Here is a 15,600-nt window from a genome sequence, read left to right as displayed (position 1 = left end):
GAATTCCTGCTGCCGATCGGCGACAACTCAAGTGAGCGGAACAATGCCATCATACACCATCACCTGCGGACCACGAACCCTGGCACTGGGGCAGCGGACGCTGATCATGGGCATTGTCAACATCACCCCCGACTCTTTCTCGGACGGCGGCCGTTTCTTCTCACCAGCCCTAGCCGTCTCCCAGGCCATGCAACTGGTTGAAGAGGGAGCGGACATTCTGGACATCGGCGGAGAGTCCACACGCCCGTTTTCGGACCCGGTGGGCGAATCAGAAGAGATGGATCGTGTGTTGCCGGTGATCGAAGAACTGGCTCATCGGGTGGCCATCCCCATTTCCATCGACACCACCAAAGCAGCTGTGGCCCGGCAGGCCGTGTCGGCCGGAGCGACGATGATCAACGACGTCAGCGCCCTTCGATCCGATCCGGAGATGGGTGTCACGGCTGCCCGTTGCCGGGTGCCGATCGTCCTCATGCACATGAAAGGCACCCCCAAGACCATGCAGGTGAAACCGGTCTACGGTGACCTGGTCTCCGACATCAAGACCTTTCTTTCCGATGCAGTGGACCGGGCAGTGGCCGCTGGCGTGGAACGCTCAGCCATCATCCTCGACCCGGGAATCGGGTTCGGCAAGACCATCGGCCACAACATTCAGCTCATCCGTGACCTCGACCGGTTTCACGGGCTTGCCGCCCCACTGCTGATCGGCCCGTCACGCAAAATGTTCATCCGCCAACTCTTGAAAGATCCGTCTCAAAAAGACATGGATCCGCTATCGATGGACGTGGCCCGGGGCACCCAGGCGGCCGTGGCGGCCGCAGCCATGAAAGGCGTCCACATTGTCCGGGTTCATGATGTGGCCCGAACCCGCGCCACCCTTGCTATCGTCAACGCCATCACCTCCGTGTGATCCACATGACATCATCCCTCCCTTCAAACAAACACGTACGCGCTGCCTGGATCCGGTGGGTGATCCTCTCTCTGATTCTGGGTGTGGCAACCGTGGTGCTGATTTCCCGGACTGAAAAGCAGGAGCGGGAAATCGCCATTGCGGTCACTTTCGACAACCTTCCCGACGAGCTGATGTTGATGGACGCCCCCCGCCACTCGGTTCGTCTGTTGGTTTCAGACAGCGCTTCCAGCCTGCAAACGATCGATGCCAATGAGACCTCCTGCCGGGTGGATCTGTCCGGTCTGGGCGAAGGGACCCACACCCTGGCGGTGCGTCCGGCGGATGTCGGTCTGCCCAGAGGCGTATCTCTCAAGTCCCTGTTAACACCGTCATTGACCATCAGGTTGGAAAGATTGTACCAGAAGACGGCCGAGGTCATTGCGATCCTGGAGGGACACCCAGCGCCGGGATTTGCGGTAGCGGCTGTCTCCCTTCAACCCAACCGCATCCTGCTCAAAGGCACGGCAGCCATGCTGGCCGGCATTGAAACGGTCGAAACCCGATCCATCGACCTGGAGGACGCTTCGGAATCCTTCAAAAAAGAGGTCCCGCTGAACCTGCCGGAAGCCATTGCGGTAGACCCGCCCCTTCGCTTCGTGGTGGCACTCGTCGAGATAAAAGAACGAATCATCACACGGGTGCTGGAAAGCATACCGGTTTCGGTGAAAGGGGCTTCAGCAGGCTTTCGGATCGACCCCGACGCGATTATGCTGACTGTCAGGGGCCCGGAGGCTATAGTCAACACGATCGAAACCGACCCTGACTTCGCCGTCACCGTGGATCTGGGCGATCTGGCAACGGGGAGCCACTCCCTCAAGGCGGTCATCACGCTTCCGGTCAGAACGACACTGGTCCGGGTCAGTCCGGAACGTTTTTCCGTAACTATCAGCCAATAGGGTGGAGGTGATCATGCTGCTTGTCATCGATGTGGGAAACACCAATACGGTCATGGGCATCTACCGGAATGATACGCTGGTGAAGGACTGGCGAATCCGGACGGAAAGGAATACGACGGAAGACGAATTCAACGTCATCGTCACCAGTCTTTTCGCCATCGGCGGTATCGAGGCCGGGGCCATCCGGCAAACCGTGATCTCCTGTGTCGTGCCACCCATGGTAACCATTTTAGACTCATTTTGCCGAAAATATTTAGGCCACGCTCCACAGTGGGTGGATGCCCGTTCCTATCGACGCATGCCCATTTTGATCAACAACCCCTCGGAGTTGGGGGCGGACCGAATCGTCAATTCCGTAGCCGCCTACCAAAAATACGGTAAAAGCCTCATCATCATCGATTTCGGAACGGCCACAACCTTCGATGTGGTATCAGAAAAGGGGGAATATTTAGGAGGGGCCATCAGCCCGGGGATCATGATCGCCTCCGAGGCCCTGTTTCGTGAAGCGTCCAAGCTGCCGCGTGTGGAAATATTCGAGCGACCGGACACCGTGGTGGGAAAGGATACGGCCGGCAGCATCAAGTCAGGAATCATTTTCGGCTATGCCGGTCTGGTGGACGGAATTGTGGGCCGCATAAAGGCGCAGATGGATACCGTGCCCATGGTGCTGGCCACCGGCGGCCTGGCGCCTCTGATGGCCAACGTGGCCGAAAGCATCGAAAAAGTGGAATCTTCCCTCACCTTAGAGGGGCTTCGCATCATCAGCGACAGCCTGGAAGAGAAATTATGAATGCCTATTTCTTAATTTTGAATGAAAGCATTCTATCGTTTAAAGAAAATAGACAGGATCCACTCATTCAAAATTCATCATTCAAAATTAGAAATTGGGGTCTCTTTCAGGCTGGCCAGATAGCCGGCAAAGCCCTTGACACTGTTGCGCAGAAAGCCGCGCTCCCTCGCCTGGACCGCTGGCGCCAGTTGTGAGAAACCATGCAGCAGCGGATCCTCCGCCAGCAGCAGGTCAACCCACCGGTCCGCAAAATCCGCCGAATCCATCCCCCCTTCAGCGGCTTCGACGGCCAACCGCTTTTCCCACGACAGCAGCTGTTCCCGATGCCTGGCCAGCATGCGCATACCGTCTTTGCGCATACCGACGTGCGCGTAGCACAAGGTCTCGGAACGGGTGGCCATGAGACGGTCGATGCTCGACAATGACGTTTCCAGAAAAAATCGGGGGGGGGTTGCCGGCCGCAGATAGATGTCGCCCGAAGGCAGCGGCAGGCACACGCCACCGGCCTCCCCGGTAAACAGACAGCCGTTGGCGGAAATGGCAAAATGGTGAGGAGAATGGCCGGGGGTGTCCAGCAGGTGGAAGGGCGCCGATGCCAGTTGGGATTCGGTGGCGATCCGCGACGGCTCCACCGGCAACATCGGCCCGTAAGCACGACCGGTCTGTCCAAGCGTCTTCACCGTACCCTGCCACAGGCGTTCGGGATCTATGATATGCGGTGTGCCTTTGGGGTGGCACACCACCGGTGTGCCTGGAAAATGCCTGGCCAGATGTCCAACGGCGCCGGCATGGTCCATGTGAATGTGCGTCAGGCAGATGTAATCCAGGCGATCCACACCCAGGGAGGCAATGGCGTCGATGAGTTGGCCCGCCGTCGACGCCGGCCCCACGTCCACCAGGTAGACCGCTTCCGGCCCGACGACCAGCCAGGCGCCGATGAAGTCCTGGAATCCGCTGATAGGGGGAGTTAAGCCAATCAGAAAAAGATGTGGGTCGAATTGGCGAACGATAGCGGCCACCGGTCAATCCATTCCCATCTGCCGCTCCAGTTCGCGGATTTTCTCGGCGACATGCACCCGTTGGTCTTCCGTCAGCACCGAATCCTCCAACTGGCGTTTCAGGCCGAGCAGAATCATCTCTTGACGGTATTCCGTGCAGGTATATCTTCCGGTGGATTTCATGGCGTCCTTCTACAAAAAGCGGTGAACGGGTTGCGCGGGTCTGAGCGCATCATCCGAGACAGTCCTTGTAAGCCTGATAGAAAATGCCGAAATCGGCCATTCCCCGTCTGAGAATCTTATCGAAATCAGCGATATTGTCCACATTCACGATCATGTTCACGCTCTTTTGGAATGCCGCCATGTTGTCCATGGTTCGAAAGCGGCGAGTAATCATGGCCACGAAGATATTTCGGCGAACGGACATGTGGAGGCGTTCCAGGTATATCAACACCCCGTTGGCATCCGGGTTTTTGGCATCGAAATATTCGTTGACCACGATGAGGTCGTAGCTGTGGTATCGCATTGTTTTTAAAGCTTCACGGCTGTTTTTCACTTCCGTGATATGGTATTCGAGAACATCCAGAACCGGTGTGATGGCCTTGGTAATCATGGGATCGGACTCGCACAAGAGCGCAGTCTTGCCCTCTTCCTCTACAAAATCAAAGGGTTTGTCCGACGCGTCGTAGCCGTCGCTTTCATCCTCGTCGAACGAAAAGAAATCCTCGTCGACCTCCGGCTGGCCGGTACCGCCCGGTTCCTTCTTCAGAGGCGGCACACTGATGCGATTCTGGCATTTGGGGCATTTAAGAAATGCCGTTTTATCCGTGGGCAGCTTTTCATCGGCAATCCTGAATTTGCTCTGACAACTTTCACAAATAATTTCCATGGCTTTCCAACCGATCCTTTCCGTCACGCCGGCGACAGACTTGCGGCAATCAGGCTTTATCGTAATGGCGGTCTATCTCTAAATTTTCGATATCCGTAGTGGATTCGCCCCGGGCGCTTTTCACCTTGTCGATGCCGCGACCGGCCACACCCTTGTGGGATGCATATGCCATAGCGGTTTCCTGAGTGATCAGTCCCTGCTCGTAAAGCCCGACAATGTGGTCGTCGAAGGTGGTCATGCCGAACGGCCGGCCCACTTCCATGATTTCATAAAAGGTCTTGCCTTCGGACTCACCGTTGAGGATGGCGTCCTTGACCCGCAGGTTGGTGCCCAGAATTTCGAAAGCAGCCACCCGCCCCCCCCCGATTTTGGGAAGCAGCCGCTGTCCGACAATCCAGCGCACGGTGTCGGCCAATCGGATGCGGATCTGTTTCTCCTCTTCGTTTGGAAACATGCCCAGAATACGGTTGATGGTCTGACCGGCATCCACGGTGTGCAGGGTGGTCAACACCAGGTGTCCCGTTTCGGCGGCATTCAGGCCGATTTCCACCGTCTCCCGGTCGCGCATTTCGCCCACCAGGATCACCTTGGGCGCCTGTCTCAGGGCCGCCCTGAGACCGTTGGCAAATGTATCGTAATCGGCACCCAGTTCCCGCTGGTTGAAGGTGGCCTTCTTGTGGGGGTGCTGGTACTCGATGGGGTCTTCCAGGGTCACCACGTGGACGGATCGGGCCTCGTTGATTTCCTCCAGGATCGCCGCCAGAGAAGTGGTCTTGCCTGATCCGGTGGCACCGGTGACGAAAACAATGCCGTTGAGATCTTTGGCAATTTTGTAAAAGGTGTCCGGCAGGTTCAGGTCGCGGATGGTGGGGATTTTCGATTCCAGCTTCCGCAGGACGATGGAGTAATGACCCGACTGCGAGAAGATGTTCACGCGGAAGCGGGCCTTGCCGGGAAGCGAGTAGGAAAGATCGCAGGATCCGGTCCTGATCAGGGCCTCGGTGAGACGCCGGTCCTGGCCAATCAGGTTCAAGGCGAAGGACTCGGTCTGGTAAGGGGTCAGTTCCTTGATGTCCGGCTTGATCTCAACGGGCACCAGTTCACCGGCGCTTTCCACCTGAAGCGGCTTTCCCACAGTGATGTTCAGGTCGGACACGTTGCTGTGGGAATCCAGCATCCGGGTCAGGATATGATCGACTTCCTGCTTTTTCATGTTCTCCCTCTATTTTCGGCCATCGGTGCCTGGACCACGATCAATTTAGGCTTCGGTGAAATCCGTTGGCGGCGATTTAAGCAGCGGGCGAAACCGCCCCTTGTCGTTGGCCTTGGTGTAGGCGTCCTCGGCAGAAATCCGCCCCTTGTTATAAAGATCCATGATGGCGTCGTCGAGAAGCTGCATGCCGTATTTTTTTCCCGTTTGCATCATGGAGGGCAGCTGATGAGACTTGGATTCGCGGATCAGGTTGCGCACAGCCGGCGTAGCGATCAGGATTTCCATGGCCGGCACGCGCCCTTTCTTGTCTATGCGCTTGAACAGCGTCTGGGAAATGATCGCCCGGATGCCGTCGGCCAGGGTCGAGCGAATCTGAGCCTGTTCCTGGGCGGGAAACACCTCCACAATTCGATCTACGGTTTTTGGGGCGCTGGTGGTGTGCAGGGTGCCGAACACCAGATGGCCGGTGGCACTGGCCTCGATGGCCAGAGAAATGGTCTCCAGATCCCGCATTTCGCCCACGAGAATGATGTCCGGATCCTCGCGCAGCGCACCGCGCAGGGCCGCGGAAAAGGATTTCGTATGCAGCCCTACCTCCCGATGATTCACCAGGCAGCCCCGGCTTTTGTGAACGAACTCGATCGGGTCCTCGACGGTGATGATATGGTCGCTGCGGGTCCGGTTGGCCACATCGATGATGGCGGCCAGGGTGGTTGATTTACCCGAACCGGTGGGTCCGGTAACGATGACCAGACCTCGGGGCAGCGACGCCAGTTTGGAGATCACCGGGGGCAGGCCAAGCTGTTCAGCGGTCATGACGGTGCTGGGGATTTCCCGAAACACGGCTCCGATTCCGTTCTTCTGCATGAAATAATTGGCCCGATAGCGCGCCAGGCCGGGGATCTCGTAACCGAAGTCCACATCGCCGGTCTCCTCAAAGGTTTTGACCTTGTCCTCGGAGGTGATCTCGTAAAGCATGGCACGAAGGTCGTCGTTATCCAGCACCTTGAATTTCACCCGCTCGATGTCACCGTGGATGCGCAACGCAGGCGGCTGGCCGGATATCAGGTGAAGGTCAGAGGCATTCTGCTCGTGCATGAGCTTGAAAAAGGCATCGATTTTAGCCATAAACGTCTCCTGGTGGTTGATGGGGCCGGTGCCAGACGACCCGGCGGCACCGAAAGTAAAAAAGGCCGGCGGGAACGAGCCCCCGATGTCGCCGGCGGTAAGTGAATCGTTGGACTACTTGTTCAACACCTTGATTTTGGTGTCTTCCGCGTCCAGAACATCCATTCCTTCCATCCCGATCTCCAGCAGCTTGGTATGGGCATCGATAATGGAACGGATCTGCACCTCGATCTGGACACGCTGGCGCTTGAGTTCGGCAATGTCTTCGTGAAGCTGCGAGAGGCGGCTGTGGGCCCGGTTGAGAATTTTCTCCGCCTTGACTTCGGCATCGGCAATGATGATCTCTGCCGATTTGCGGGCATTGTCCTTCATCTGCTCGAGGACCTTCTGGGAATTGAGCATGGCGCGTTTGAACGTCTCTTCCCGCTCCTTGTAGCCTTGCTTTTCAAGCTTCAGCCGCCGAATCTCCTCTTCCTGACGCTTCATGGTCTCCTGAATGGCGGTAAAGGCATCGGCGGTCTGCTCCAAAAACCGGTCCACCTCGCGCACATCGAATCCACGGAATCGGACTTTGAATTGCTGCTGCTGAATGTCCAGCGGTGTTAATTTCATGGCAGGGTTCCTGTCTTAATAATCTATATTAGCGAAGCAGCGATTCGCATCAGGCTGTTCACGACAAAGGTCCGCAGAAAAATAACGGCGAGAAAAACGATGATGGGAGAAAAATCAATCCCCCCGAAGTGAATCGGCAGCTTCGACCGGATCGGGTAGAGCACCGGTTCGGTGACGTTGTTGATGAATCGGACAATGGCGTTGTAAGGATCCGGGTTGACCCAGGAGAGGACGGCCCGGGCAATGACCACCCACATGAAAAAAAGCAATACCACATCCATGACCTTGGCCGCTGCCATCAGAAAGTAGCCTATAATATACATTGAATAATAGTCCTCAATGATAGTGGGTTGCTCCCGCCGGCAGTAGCCGGCCGGCCCGTGACACAGGAAAAATACGACCTTTTACTCGGATAAGTCAAGGTTTTTCATGGGGTTGGAAGGGGTGCAAGATAAAGATCGGAGGACTATGCGTTTTCAAATAGAGATGTCGCCGGCAGCCGGTGGAACTGCCGGCGGCATGGTTGAAGGCTGGATTCAGTCCGCCGTGACAGGATCGCTACCCGCCGGCGATCATGGGGATGAGCCTTACCCGGGCACCGTCGGGAACCGGGGTGGTCTTGAATTGAGGGCGGGAGACCAGCTTGCCGTCCAGTTTCACCACGGCGTAGACGTGGCCGTCATCCAGTTGCGCGAGCAGGGAGGCCACGGTCAGCCCGTCCTGCCAGCATCGCTCCTGCCCGTCGACGGTAACCAATCAGTTCACGCCATTTTCGGCCAGCACCGCCATGACCTCCGGAAAATCGATCCCCAACCGTTTGACGGTTTCGACGGTGGGTATGCCGTTGGCGGTCCATCCGCGTCGTTGGTAGACCGCATCCTTTAACGTTTCGTACTGGGCCTCGCGCCGCTTTCTGAGCTCAGCCAACCGCCACGGCGTATCCTTGCCGGTAATGTCAACCGAGTATTTTTCGGTGAGTTCCGTGTCGTATCGCTCCTGCCGGGATGTGTATTCTTCCACGGTCACCGGCCCCATGGCACGGTATGGCAGGGTGTCATGGTCCCGGGTCCCATAGCCCATCTTCAAGTTGAAGACGCGCTGAAAATTATAAACCGCTTCACTCATGGTGATCAGGTCATCGGGGGCGGCTTTGTTGCCGGTCACGGCGGTGTAGTACTCCGCATACCAGTTCACGTGTTTCATCACTTTAGCCGGCTCGAGGGTATCCTTGTTGTCCTCGGGAACGATATCGTTCCAGGGCAGCTTGCAGAGGCCGCACAAGCCGAACCAGGTGCGGAACATGGGAAACCAGTGCAGGGCCTCGGCCTTCTGCTCGAAGGTGGGCATGAAGTTGTGAACCATGTCCAGAAAAATCAGCCAGGCTTCGTCGTGCTGGGGCCCTTTGAGCGCCAGGCCGTACCCCCCCTGCTGAGCCAGGGATTCCTTGGTCATGTATTCCGAGAATTCCAACCCCTTGGACTCCATGCCGATATCCTGCATGAGGCCCGGATCGGCGCCGAACCGTTCGGCAAAAATGCCTTTCATGCGGCGGATGCCCTGCCCGACAATTGCACCGAATCCCTGCCCGGAGGCCATCTGGTGAATCAGTTCCAACGCGTTGAGACGGTTACCGAAAGACAGGTCCATGCCGCCGGTGTGGCCGGTGTTGATCAATTTGCGCTCGAAGCACTCCATGACGAAGGCGATGGCCGTGCCCACGCTGATCGTATCCAGGCCATAGGCATCGCAATAAAAATTGATCTCCAGGATGGTGAAGGGATCGAAGATCCCCAGGTTGGAACCACAGCCGGCAATGGTTTCATACTCGGGCCCGTCCACGAACACCTTGCGTCCCTTGTACGCACCGGTGTATGGAACGAAGTCCTTGACGCCGTGGGCGCAGGCCACGGTACATCCCTTCCAGCAACCGTCATAACCCGGATCGAAGAGTTTTTCAAACGCTTCCCGCCCGATGAGCGACGCCCCCGGATGGGAGCCATACTGGAAATTGTTGGTGGGCAGCAGATCGAAATCATTCATGATCGGCACCAGGTGGACGGTACCCAAACGGGCCATTTCGTTCTGTTTGGGATCCAGTTCCACAATTTCTTTGGAGTGACACCGGGCCACGGTCTTGAGCGCCTCCAGGTCGGCGGGATTGTTGGTTTTAAGGGAAACCTGCTCCCAACGGGCCACCACGGCCTTGAGGCCCTTGTCGGCAAACACCGTTCCGATGCCTCCGCGCCCCGCCTGTTTGTAGCGCACCCGTTTGCGGGCGTTGTCATACCAGGAAAAGTTCAGGCAGCCGATACGGGTATTGGCTGCGCCGGGGCCGGCGGAGACCACCGAAATACCCACCTTTTTGCCTTGTGAGAAGTGATCCGTCAGCACTTCGGAAAGCGCGTAGGCATCTTCGGGCAGTCCCGGGATCTCAAGGATGTCGACCTTCTCTTGGATGCCGTCGATGACAACCACGGTATCCCCCTTGGCCTTTCCGGTGATCCGAAGGGCATCGAAACCGGAGAACTTCAGATACGGGCCGAAATAGCCTCCCACGTTGGAATCGATCACCGAACCGGTCAGCGGAGAGATTGAAGTCACGATGCTTTTGCCCGAACCGGGATAGGCAGGCGTGCCCCCCATGGGACCCGAAGCGATGCAGATGGCATTTTGCGGATCGTCCCATTGGTTGTCGCCCTTCATGGCCTCCCACAGCAGCCAGAGATCGAAGCCTTTACCGCCGATGAAGGTTTTCTTGATTTTCTCCTCGATGGGGCCGGTGGCGATGCTGCCGGCGGACAGGTCCACATCCAGGTACTGGTCGGTATATCCTTTATCGACATGGCGACGCGGATAGGCAAAAGACTGGCGTGTGGTGGAATGGATTGAAGTCATGGTCTCGCTCCTAATTGGGTGTCGTTGGTTGACGCTATTTTAGTTCTTCGCGACCTTTAGAATAATGCCGTGCCGGCGAAAAAATATCCATGGCCGCCTGGTCCTGATCAGTTACCGTGCCGGCTATCATCCGTGCGGCCAGTTCACCCATGCCCGGGCCCAGCATGAAGCCTTGGCCGCACATGCCGGTGATATGAAACAACCCCCCGATTTCAGGGCTCCAGCCCACGATGGGCGATCCGTCAGGGCTCATGGGGTAGCATCCCCGCCATACCCGCCGCACCCGCAGGGTTTTCAACCGGGGGATCAGCGCCACCATACGGGCGGCCACCTGGGGCAGGAATACCGAGGTCTCCCGGGTATCGGTGCCGAAAATGGGCGGGTCCGGTGTGATACAGAACACCACCTGGCCATGAATATTCTGGTAAAAATAGTAATTCTTCGATCCTGGTCCCGGCCGGAGGTCCACCACCATGCATGAAAACATGCGGGCCACCGGTTCGGTAATGGCTCCTTCGTGGGAATCTGGAATCACGGGCAGATCCACCCCGGCAGTTGCGCACAGCGGCCGGGAATAAGCACCGGCGGCATCCACGACTACCGGCGCCCGATATCGCCCCCTGTCTGTCCGGATACCCACCACCCGGCCCTTTTCCACCAACAGGGCTTCAATATGTTCATTAAAGTGGAATCGGGCACTATTTTCAAGGGCTTTTCGTGCAAAAGCGTTAATGGCCAGAAGCGGTGATGCCGACCCGTCATCCGGCGAGAAGGTGCCGCCGAGAAGCCCGGCGGCATCGATGCCGGGAACGATTCGTTGCAGCTGATCGGGATCAATGAAGTCGATATTCAGTCCGAATTGCTGTTGCAATGGCAGCAGTTTCTTCAGGGCGTGCGCTTCCTGTTCCCGGTAAACCGGGAAGAGATAGCCGCCCTTGAGCCATTCGATGTCGTCTCCATACGTCTCCTTCCAGGTGGAAAAAATCTCCAGCGAGCGAAGGCCCACACGGATTTTTGCCGGATCGGAGTGGGTCGCCCGGATCCCACCGATCGCTCGTTTGTTGTCTCCCTGGCCCGGCGACGGGTTGGCGTCCACCACCAGCGTCTTCAGGCCCATGGCCCCCAGTGCCATAGCGGCGGGAACGCCCGCCGAACCGGCCCCGGCGATTATGACATCGATGTTATCCATCACGATCCCCACTCCTTTCACCGGCCAGCGTTCCCAGGGCGACCTCAACGAAAAGGGGCCGGTCCACTCGGTCGGTGACCGCTTTCAGATCCACCCCCTCTTCTTGAAAAATTCGCCAGATCATGGGCCGGCAGGTCTTGGACCCACAGGCTCCCATGCCTGCACGGTTCAGCGCTTTCATCTGATTGATGTCCCGCACCCCGCTGCGGATGGCAGATCGGATTTCGCCGGCAGTAATGCGCTCGCAGCGGCAAATCACCGCCTCGTCGGGCAGGGGTGCATTTTCATAGATGGTGGTCGGGTCCACCTGGGCCTCCTGAACCCGGATGCCGACGGCTCGTTTGGCTGCCGCCCGTTCCAGTTTGACCTGAACCAGCAAGGTGCCCGGGTATTTTATGCGGTTGGCCACGACCCGCTGCACCGGGTAATGGCCGAGAATAGCCCCGTCGCGGTCGGTGACCGGCACCCGCTGGCCTTTCGCCACCTGCTCCCGCCAGATCTCGTATGGCAGGGTGACGGTGGGACACTCCGGGTCTTTGCGGTAGTCCACCAGGGTTACCGCCAATCCCGGGCAGATGGCCACGCAGGCCAGACATCCTTTACAGGTAGATCCATCGGCCAGGTAGGGCAGACCGGTGATCCTGTCATCCTCGGTGCGGATGGCCCCCTCCGGGCAAACCGAGGTACAGGGATTGCAGGGCACTTCCTGGTCGCAGTGAAAGATGGGCATCACCCCTTCTTCGCCGGGCGACGGTTCCCGGTCAAGCGGTGTGCCGGGCCGGGACTTGAGAATAGTGGCTTTTTCATCCCATTCGGCCGGAATTTCACCAGAAAAGCACCCCAGGGCCTTGGCCATCTTCAGACCTTCGATTTTGCCCGTGAACATGGCTGCTGAGGCCTCAGCAATTTCCTGGGCATCCCCGGCAGAATAGACATCCATACCCCACTGTTTGGCCTTGAGGTAAAATTCGTTGACCTCGGCCAATCCAACGGCGATCAGGACCGTATCCACGGCAAACGTCTTCTGTGTACCGGGGATCGCCTGCCATCTGTCGTCCAGTTCGGCGACGGTGACGCCTTCCACATGACCGTTGCCATGGGCGGCCGCCACGGTGTGCCGGGTGAAAATGGGAACACCCAGTCGCATCAACTTGTCCGCATGCACCTTGTATCCGCCCACCCGGGGCAGGGCCTCGATGAGCGCCACGACCCGGATACCGGCCTGAATGGCATGGTACCCGGCTATCAGCCCCACATTGCCTCCACCCACGATAAGCACGCGCTCCGATGACCGAATCAGGTCCCGGTTAACCAGGGTCTGGAACGCCCCCGCACCATAAACACCGGGCAGGGTGTTGCCGGGAAAAGATAGCATTTTCTCCCTGGCGCCGGTGGCCACCAGCAGTTTTTTTGGACGGATCCGGCGATACGCGTTCTTTTTTACAACCCCCACGATGCCGTCGGAAAAGACACCCACGGCGGTTGCCTCCAGCCAGATCTGCACCGACGGATACTCACGCAGTTGTGCCTCCAGGATCCTGCCGATTTCAAAGCCCCGTGTGCCGGCGTGCGAATCTTCCACGGAGCCGAAAAACTTATGGGTCTGCAGGACCAGTTTGCCCCCCAGGCGATCTTTGTCGTCAACGACCAGGGTGTCGATGCCCAGCTTGCCCAGTTCGATGGCGGCGCTCAGCCCGGCCGGTCCACCGCCGATAATCAACACCGCGACCGGTTTTTCCGCTGTCGGCTCAAAGACCGGTTTGTCAACTGCTTCCGGCAGGCTTGGCAGGCCTTCCACCGAATGCACCGCCATCTCTTTTTTCAGGGGGGTCATACAGGCCTTGACAGGAATACCGTCAGCGATGACCAGGCACTGGGAGCATTGGCCGTTGGCACAGAAGAGTCCTTGCGGGCTGCCGTCCTTGTGGTGGTGACCAAATACGTGAATATCATTGGCGAACAGGGCCGACGAGATCATTTCCCCTTCCCTGCCGGTAAGGGGGGTGCCATTCCAGGTAAAGGGTACCTCGGCGCCTACCGGCAGGTCCAGAATGGGATGGGATTGAAGCCGCTTGACGGACATGATCGTTAAATCTCCCGGTTTTCCATGTAGTGGTTGAATCGCAATACGTGAGCTTCGGCCAGCAGCCGCGCCTCATCTGCATTCTTTTTTTCCACGGCATCGATGATGTTGCCCAGATCTTTGAGATTTTCCTCCATTTCGCGCTGTTTCATGACCAGAAAGGTTTCATAGTACTGGTCGATGTTGTCATGGACCGTGTGATGCAGGGAGATGTAGACCGGATTTCCCGTTATTTCGGCCAGGGACAGATGAATCTGCTTATCCACCTCCACGAACCCCTTCTGGAAATCGCTGCCCTTTTCAGCAAACTGGCGAGCCTTTTCCAGCAGGGATTTGAGATGGATGACATCTGCCGGCGTGGCCCGTTCTGCAGCCAGGGCCGACACGCGTCCCTCCACGCCCACCCGGAACTCCGTGAGGTGTCGGAGCGAGACCTTCTGGTAACGGATCAGCAGGGCCAGGCTTTCGTTGATCTGGTCATAACTGACATCCTGCACGACGGCACCACCGCCCACCCCCAGCTTGATTTCGATAAGGCCCTTTTGCTCCAGCACCCGCAAGGCCTCTCGCAAGGTTCCCCGGCTTACCTGAAGCATCGCTTTGAGCTCACGTTCCGAAGGGAGCATTTCGCCGGGCATGAGTTTTCCGGCAAGGATGGTCTCCTGGATCTGTTCCACTACATCCTGAAAAATCCGGGTCTGTTTGGCTGCTTTGAACATGGTCGTTTTTCCCGTGATTCCTGCATCCCCCCGCAGTATCGCCATCGGCAGGTTTGCGCTTCAGACGATGAATGGAAAGAGGCGGGACAGCAGGAACCCTAATGGTTTAACCATTTGCTGTAATGGTTAAACCATTACAATTCTCGGTCGTCGATGTCAAGCCCCAACCGCCGACCCGCGGACCAATCACCGGTTTCAGTATTGTCGTCCTTGAACAAGACGTGACGGCCGCATGATTTCCCTTGACACAATAAAGGTGTAGAACGTAGGTGAACTATCTGCGATGGAGCCAACCCAAAAGGAGAACGAATCCATGTTGACCAATAAGAAAATAGGTATGATCGGGACCGGAAATATGGGCAACGCCCTCATTGACGGATTAATCCGATCCGGTGCAGCCCTGCCCGAAAACATCATCTGCTCCGATGCCAGCGAGCGTCAGCTGGAACCCATCAGGCAAAAATACAAGGTAACCACCACCACGGATAATATTGAAGTGGTCAAGTCAGCGGATATCGTCATCTATGCCATCAAGCCCCAGATTATGGCCAGTGTACTAAAGGAAACCGCCGACTACCTGGACATGAGCAAGCTGATCATCTCGATTGCTGCCGGTGTTCCTTTGGCGGCCATCGAGTCATTGCTCAACAAGGACCTTCGCCTGATCCGGGTCATGCCCAACGTGGCTGTGGCCGTCCGTGAAGGCGCCACGGCTGTCGCCGCCGGCGGACATGCAGATAAGCAGGACGTTGACCTGGCCATGGCTATTTTCGATTCGGTGGGCAAATCCATCTTCCTCAAGGAAAACTACCTGATGGACGCCATCACGGGGCTCAGCGGCAGCGGTCCTGCCTATATTTTCATGATTGTCGATGCCCTGGCCGATGCCGGCGTCAAAGTGGGACTTTCCCGAAAAGACGCCCTGTTCCTATCCTCCCAGACTATCCTGGGCGCAGCCAAGCTGCTTCTTGAAACCAATGCCCATCCCGGACAGCTCAAAGATTCAGTCACCTCACCGGGCGGTACGGCGATCGCCGGCCTTCACACGTTGGAAAAAGGCGGACTTCGCACCACACTCATCAATGCCGTGGAAGCCGCCACCAACCGTTCCAAGGAACTCGGGGAGGCCATGATCAAGAATTTTTCAAACGGTCAGACGCAGCCTTGAAGCGCAGGCGTTCATTGGAATCCAGAACAGAATAGCTGATAAGGCAAAAAGCTCAAGCCTCAAAGCTG

Annotated in this window: 16 protein-coding genes; 4 read left to right on the top strand and 12 right to left on the bottom strand. The window is 57.5% G+C overall.

What is annotated here, in order from left to right; all coding sequences use genetic code 11:
* The first annotated feature begins 43 nt into the window (after nt 1-43).
* Genes folP through ACZCED_RS10505 form a run of 3 tightly spaced genes read left to right on the top strand, consistent with a single transcriptional unit; the run spans nt 44 to nt 2,638 of the window.
* Nucleotides 44-910 carry a dihydropteroate synthase gene (folP, locus tag ACZCED_RS10515; RefSeq protein ID WP_464860755.1) on the top strand — a complete coding sequence of 289 codons (867 nt, stop codon included), beginning with the start codon at nt 44-46 and terminating at the stop codon, nt 908-910.
* 5 nt (nt 911-915) lie between these two features.
* Complete coding sequence (locus ACZCED_RS10510; RefSeq protein ID WP_462970106.1) at nt 916-1,848, top strand: CdaR family protein; 933 nt, start codon at nt 916-918, stop codon at nt 1,846-1,848.
* 13 nt (nt 1,849-1,861) lie between these two features.
* Complete coding sequence (locus ACZCED_RS10505; RefSeq protein ID WP_462970105.1) at nt 1,862-2,638, top strand: type III pantothenate kinase; 777 nt, start codon at nt 1,862-1,864, stop codon at nt 2,636-2,638.
* Nucleotides 2,639-2,715: 77 nt separating this feature from the next.
* Here the strand turns inward: ACZCED_RS10505 and ACZCED_RS10500 are convergent, their stop codons facing one another.
* The 12 genes from ACZCED_RS10500 to ACZCED_RS10445 form a co-directional block, all read right to left on the bottom strand.
* Nucleotides 2,716-3,657 carry an MBL fold metallo-hydrolase gene (locus tag ACZCED_RS10500; RefSeq protein ID WP_462970104.1) on the bottom strand — a complete coding sequence of 314 codons (942 nt, stop codon included), beginning with the start codon at nt 3,655-3,657 and terminating at the stop codon, nt 2,716-2,718.
* A 3-nt stretch (nt 3,658-3,660) separates the two neighbouring features.
* The gene (locus ACZCED_RS10495) at nt 3,661-3,819 is read right to left on the bottom strand and encodes a hypothetical protein (RefSeq protein WP_462970103.1); all 159 of its coding nucleotides are present in this window, start codon (nt 3,817-3,819) and stop codon (nt 3,661-3,663) included.
* Between the two features lie 49 nt (nt 3,820-3,868).
* On the bottom strand, nt 3,869-4,525 hold the full coding sequence (locus tag ACZCED_RS10490) for a zinc-ribbon domain-containing protein (protein ID WP_462970102.1): 657 nt from the start codon (nt 4,523-4,525) through the stop codon (nt 3,869-3,871).
* 49 nt (nt 4,526-4,574) lie between these two features.
* Entirely contained in the window at nt 4,575-5,738 is a 1,164-nt protein-coding gene (locus ACZCED_RS10485; protein WP_462970101.1) for a type IV pilus twitching motility protein PilT, read from the bottom strand.
* A gap of 45 nt (nt 5,739-5,783) precedes the next feature.
* Entirely contained in the window at nt 5,784-6,866 is a 1,083-nt protein-coding gene (locus ACZCED_RS10480; protein WP_462970100.1) for a type IV pilus twitching motility protein PilT, read from the bottom strand.
* 114 nt (nt 6,867-6,980) lie between these two features.
* Nucleotides 6,981-7,478 (bottom strand): DivIVA domain-containing protein, encoded by a 498-nt coding sequence (locus ACZCED_RS10475; RefSeq protein ID WP_462970099.1) that lies wholly within the window; start codon nt 7,476-7,478, stop codon nt 6,981-6,983.
* 23 nt (nt 7,479-7,501) lie between these two features.
* Nucleotides 7,502-7,801, bottom strand: a complete 300-nt coding sequence (locus ACZCED_RS10470) for a YggT family protein (protein ID WP_462970098.1) — start codon at nt 7,799-7,801, stop codon at nt 7,502-7,504.
* 235 nt (nt 7,802-8,036) lie between these two features.
* A complete protein-coding gene (gene thiS, locus ACZCED_RS10465) occupies nt 8,037-8,234 on the bottom strand; it encodes a sulfur carrier protein ThiS (RefSeq protein WP_462970097.1) in 198 nt (65 codons plus the stop codon).
* Nucleotides 8,235-10,373 (bottom strand): aldehyde ferredoxin oxidoreductase family protein, encoded by a 2,139-nt coding sequence (locus ACZCED_RS10460; RefSeq protein WP_462970096.1) that lies wholly within the window; start codon nt 10,371-10,373, stop codon nt 8,235-8,237.
* A gap of 34 nt (nt 10,374-10,407) precedes the next feature.
* Nucleotides 10,408-11,562: an NAD(P)/FAD-dependent oxidoreductase gene (locus ACZCED_RS10455; RefSeq protein ID WP_464860754.1), complete on the bottom strand. Its 1,155-nt coding sequence runs from the start codon at nt 11,560-11,562 to the stop codon at nt 10,408-10,410.
* Entirely contained in the window at nt 11,555-13,645 is a 2,091-nt protein-coding gene (locus tag ACZCED_RS10450; protein ID WP_462970094.1) for an FAD-dependent oxidoreductase, read from the bottom strand. Before ACZCED_RS10450 ends, ACZCED_RS10455 begins: the two co-directional genes overlap by 8 nt.
* A 5-nt stretch (nt 13,646-13,650) precedes the next feature.
* Nucleotides 13,651-14,364, bottom strand: coding sequence for a FadR/GntR family transcriptional regulator (locus tag ACZCED_RS10445; RefSeq protein WP_462970093.1), 714 nt, complete (start codon nt 14,362-14,364; stop codon nt 13,651-13,653).
* Nucleotides 14,365-14,647: 283 nt separating this feature from the next.
* Between ACZCED_RS10445 and proC the strand changes: the two genes are divergently transcribed.
* A complete protein-coding gene (gene proC, locus ACZCED_RS10440; RefSeq protein ID WP_462970092.1) occupies nt 14,648-15,532 on the top strand; it encodes a pyrroline-5-carboxylate reductase in 885 nt (294 codons plus the stop codon).
* Nucleotides 15,533-15,600 lie beyond the last annotated feature (68 nt).

This window comes from Desulfosarcina sp., from assembly GCF_055467485.1.
Note: the sequence above shows the minus strand (reverse complement) of the source record. Positions and strands in the feature narration are given on the sequence as shown.

Bases quoted from the DNA above. Each gene is read 5' to 3' on its own strand.
- ACZCED_RS10460 (WP_462970096.1), bottom strand. From the start codon at position 10,373: ATGACTTCAATCCATTCCACCACACGCCAGTCTTTTGCCTATCCGCGT.
- ACZCED_RS10505 (WP_462970105.1), top strand. From the start codon at position 1,862: ATGCTGCTTGTCATCGATGTGGGAAACACCAATACGGTCATGGGCATC.
- ACZCED_RS10480 (WP_462970100.1), bottom strand. From the start codon at position 6,866: ATGGCTAAAATCGATGCCTTTTTCAAGCTCATGCACGAGCAGAATGCC.
- ACZCED_RS10485 (WP_462970101.1), bottom strand. From the start codon at position 5,738: ATGAAAAAGCAGGAAGTCGATCATATCCTGACCCGGATGCTGGATTCC.
- folP (WP_464860755.1), top strand. From the start codon at position 44: ATGCCATCATACACCATCACCTGCGGACCACGAACCCTGGCACTGGGG.
- ACZCED_RS10445 (WP_462970093.1), bottom strand. From the start codon at position 14,364: ATGTTCAAAGCAGCCAAACAGACCCGGATTTTTCAGGATGTAGTGGAA.
- proC (WP_462970092.1), top strand. From the start codon at position 14,648: ATGGAGCCAACCCAAAAGGAGAACGAATCCATGTTGACCAATAAGAAA.
- ACZCED_RS10450 (WP_462970094.1), bottom strand. From the start codon at position 13,645: ATGTCCGTCAAGCGGCTTCAATCCCATCCCATTCTGGACCTGCCGGTA.
- ACZCED_RS10495 (WP_462970103.1), bottom strand. From the start codon at position 3,819: ATGAAATCCACCGGAAGATATACCTGCACGGAATACCGTCAAGAGATG.
- ACZCED_RS10475 (WP_462970099.1), bottom strand. From the start codon at position 7,478: ATGAAATTAACACCGCTGGACATTCAGCAGCAGCAATTCAAAGTCCGA.
- ACZCED_RS10510 (WP_462970106.1), top strand. From the start codon at position 916: ATGACATCATCCCTCCCTTCAAACAAACACGTACGCGCTGCCTGGATC.
- ACZCED_RS10490 (WP_462970102.1), bottom strand. From the start codon at position 4,525: ATGGAAATTATTTGTGAAAGTTGTCAGAGCAAATTCAGGATTGCCGAT.
- ACZCED_RS10455 (WP_464860754.1), bottom strand. From the start codon at position 11,562: ATGGATAACATCGATGTCATAATCGCCGGGGCCGGTTCGGCGGGCGTT.
- ACZCED_RS10470 (WP_462970098.1), bottom strand. From the start codon at position 7,801: ATGTATATTATAGGCTACTTTCTGATGGCAGCGGCCAAGGTCATGGAT.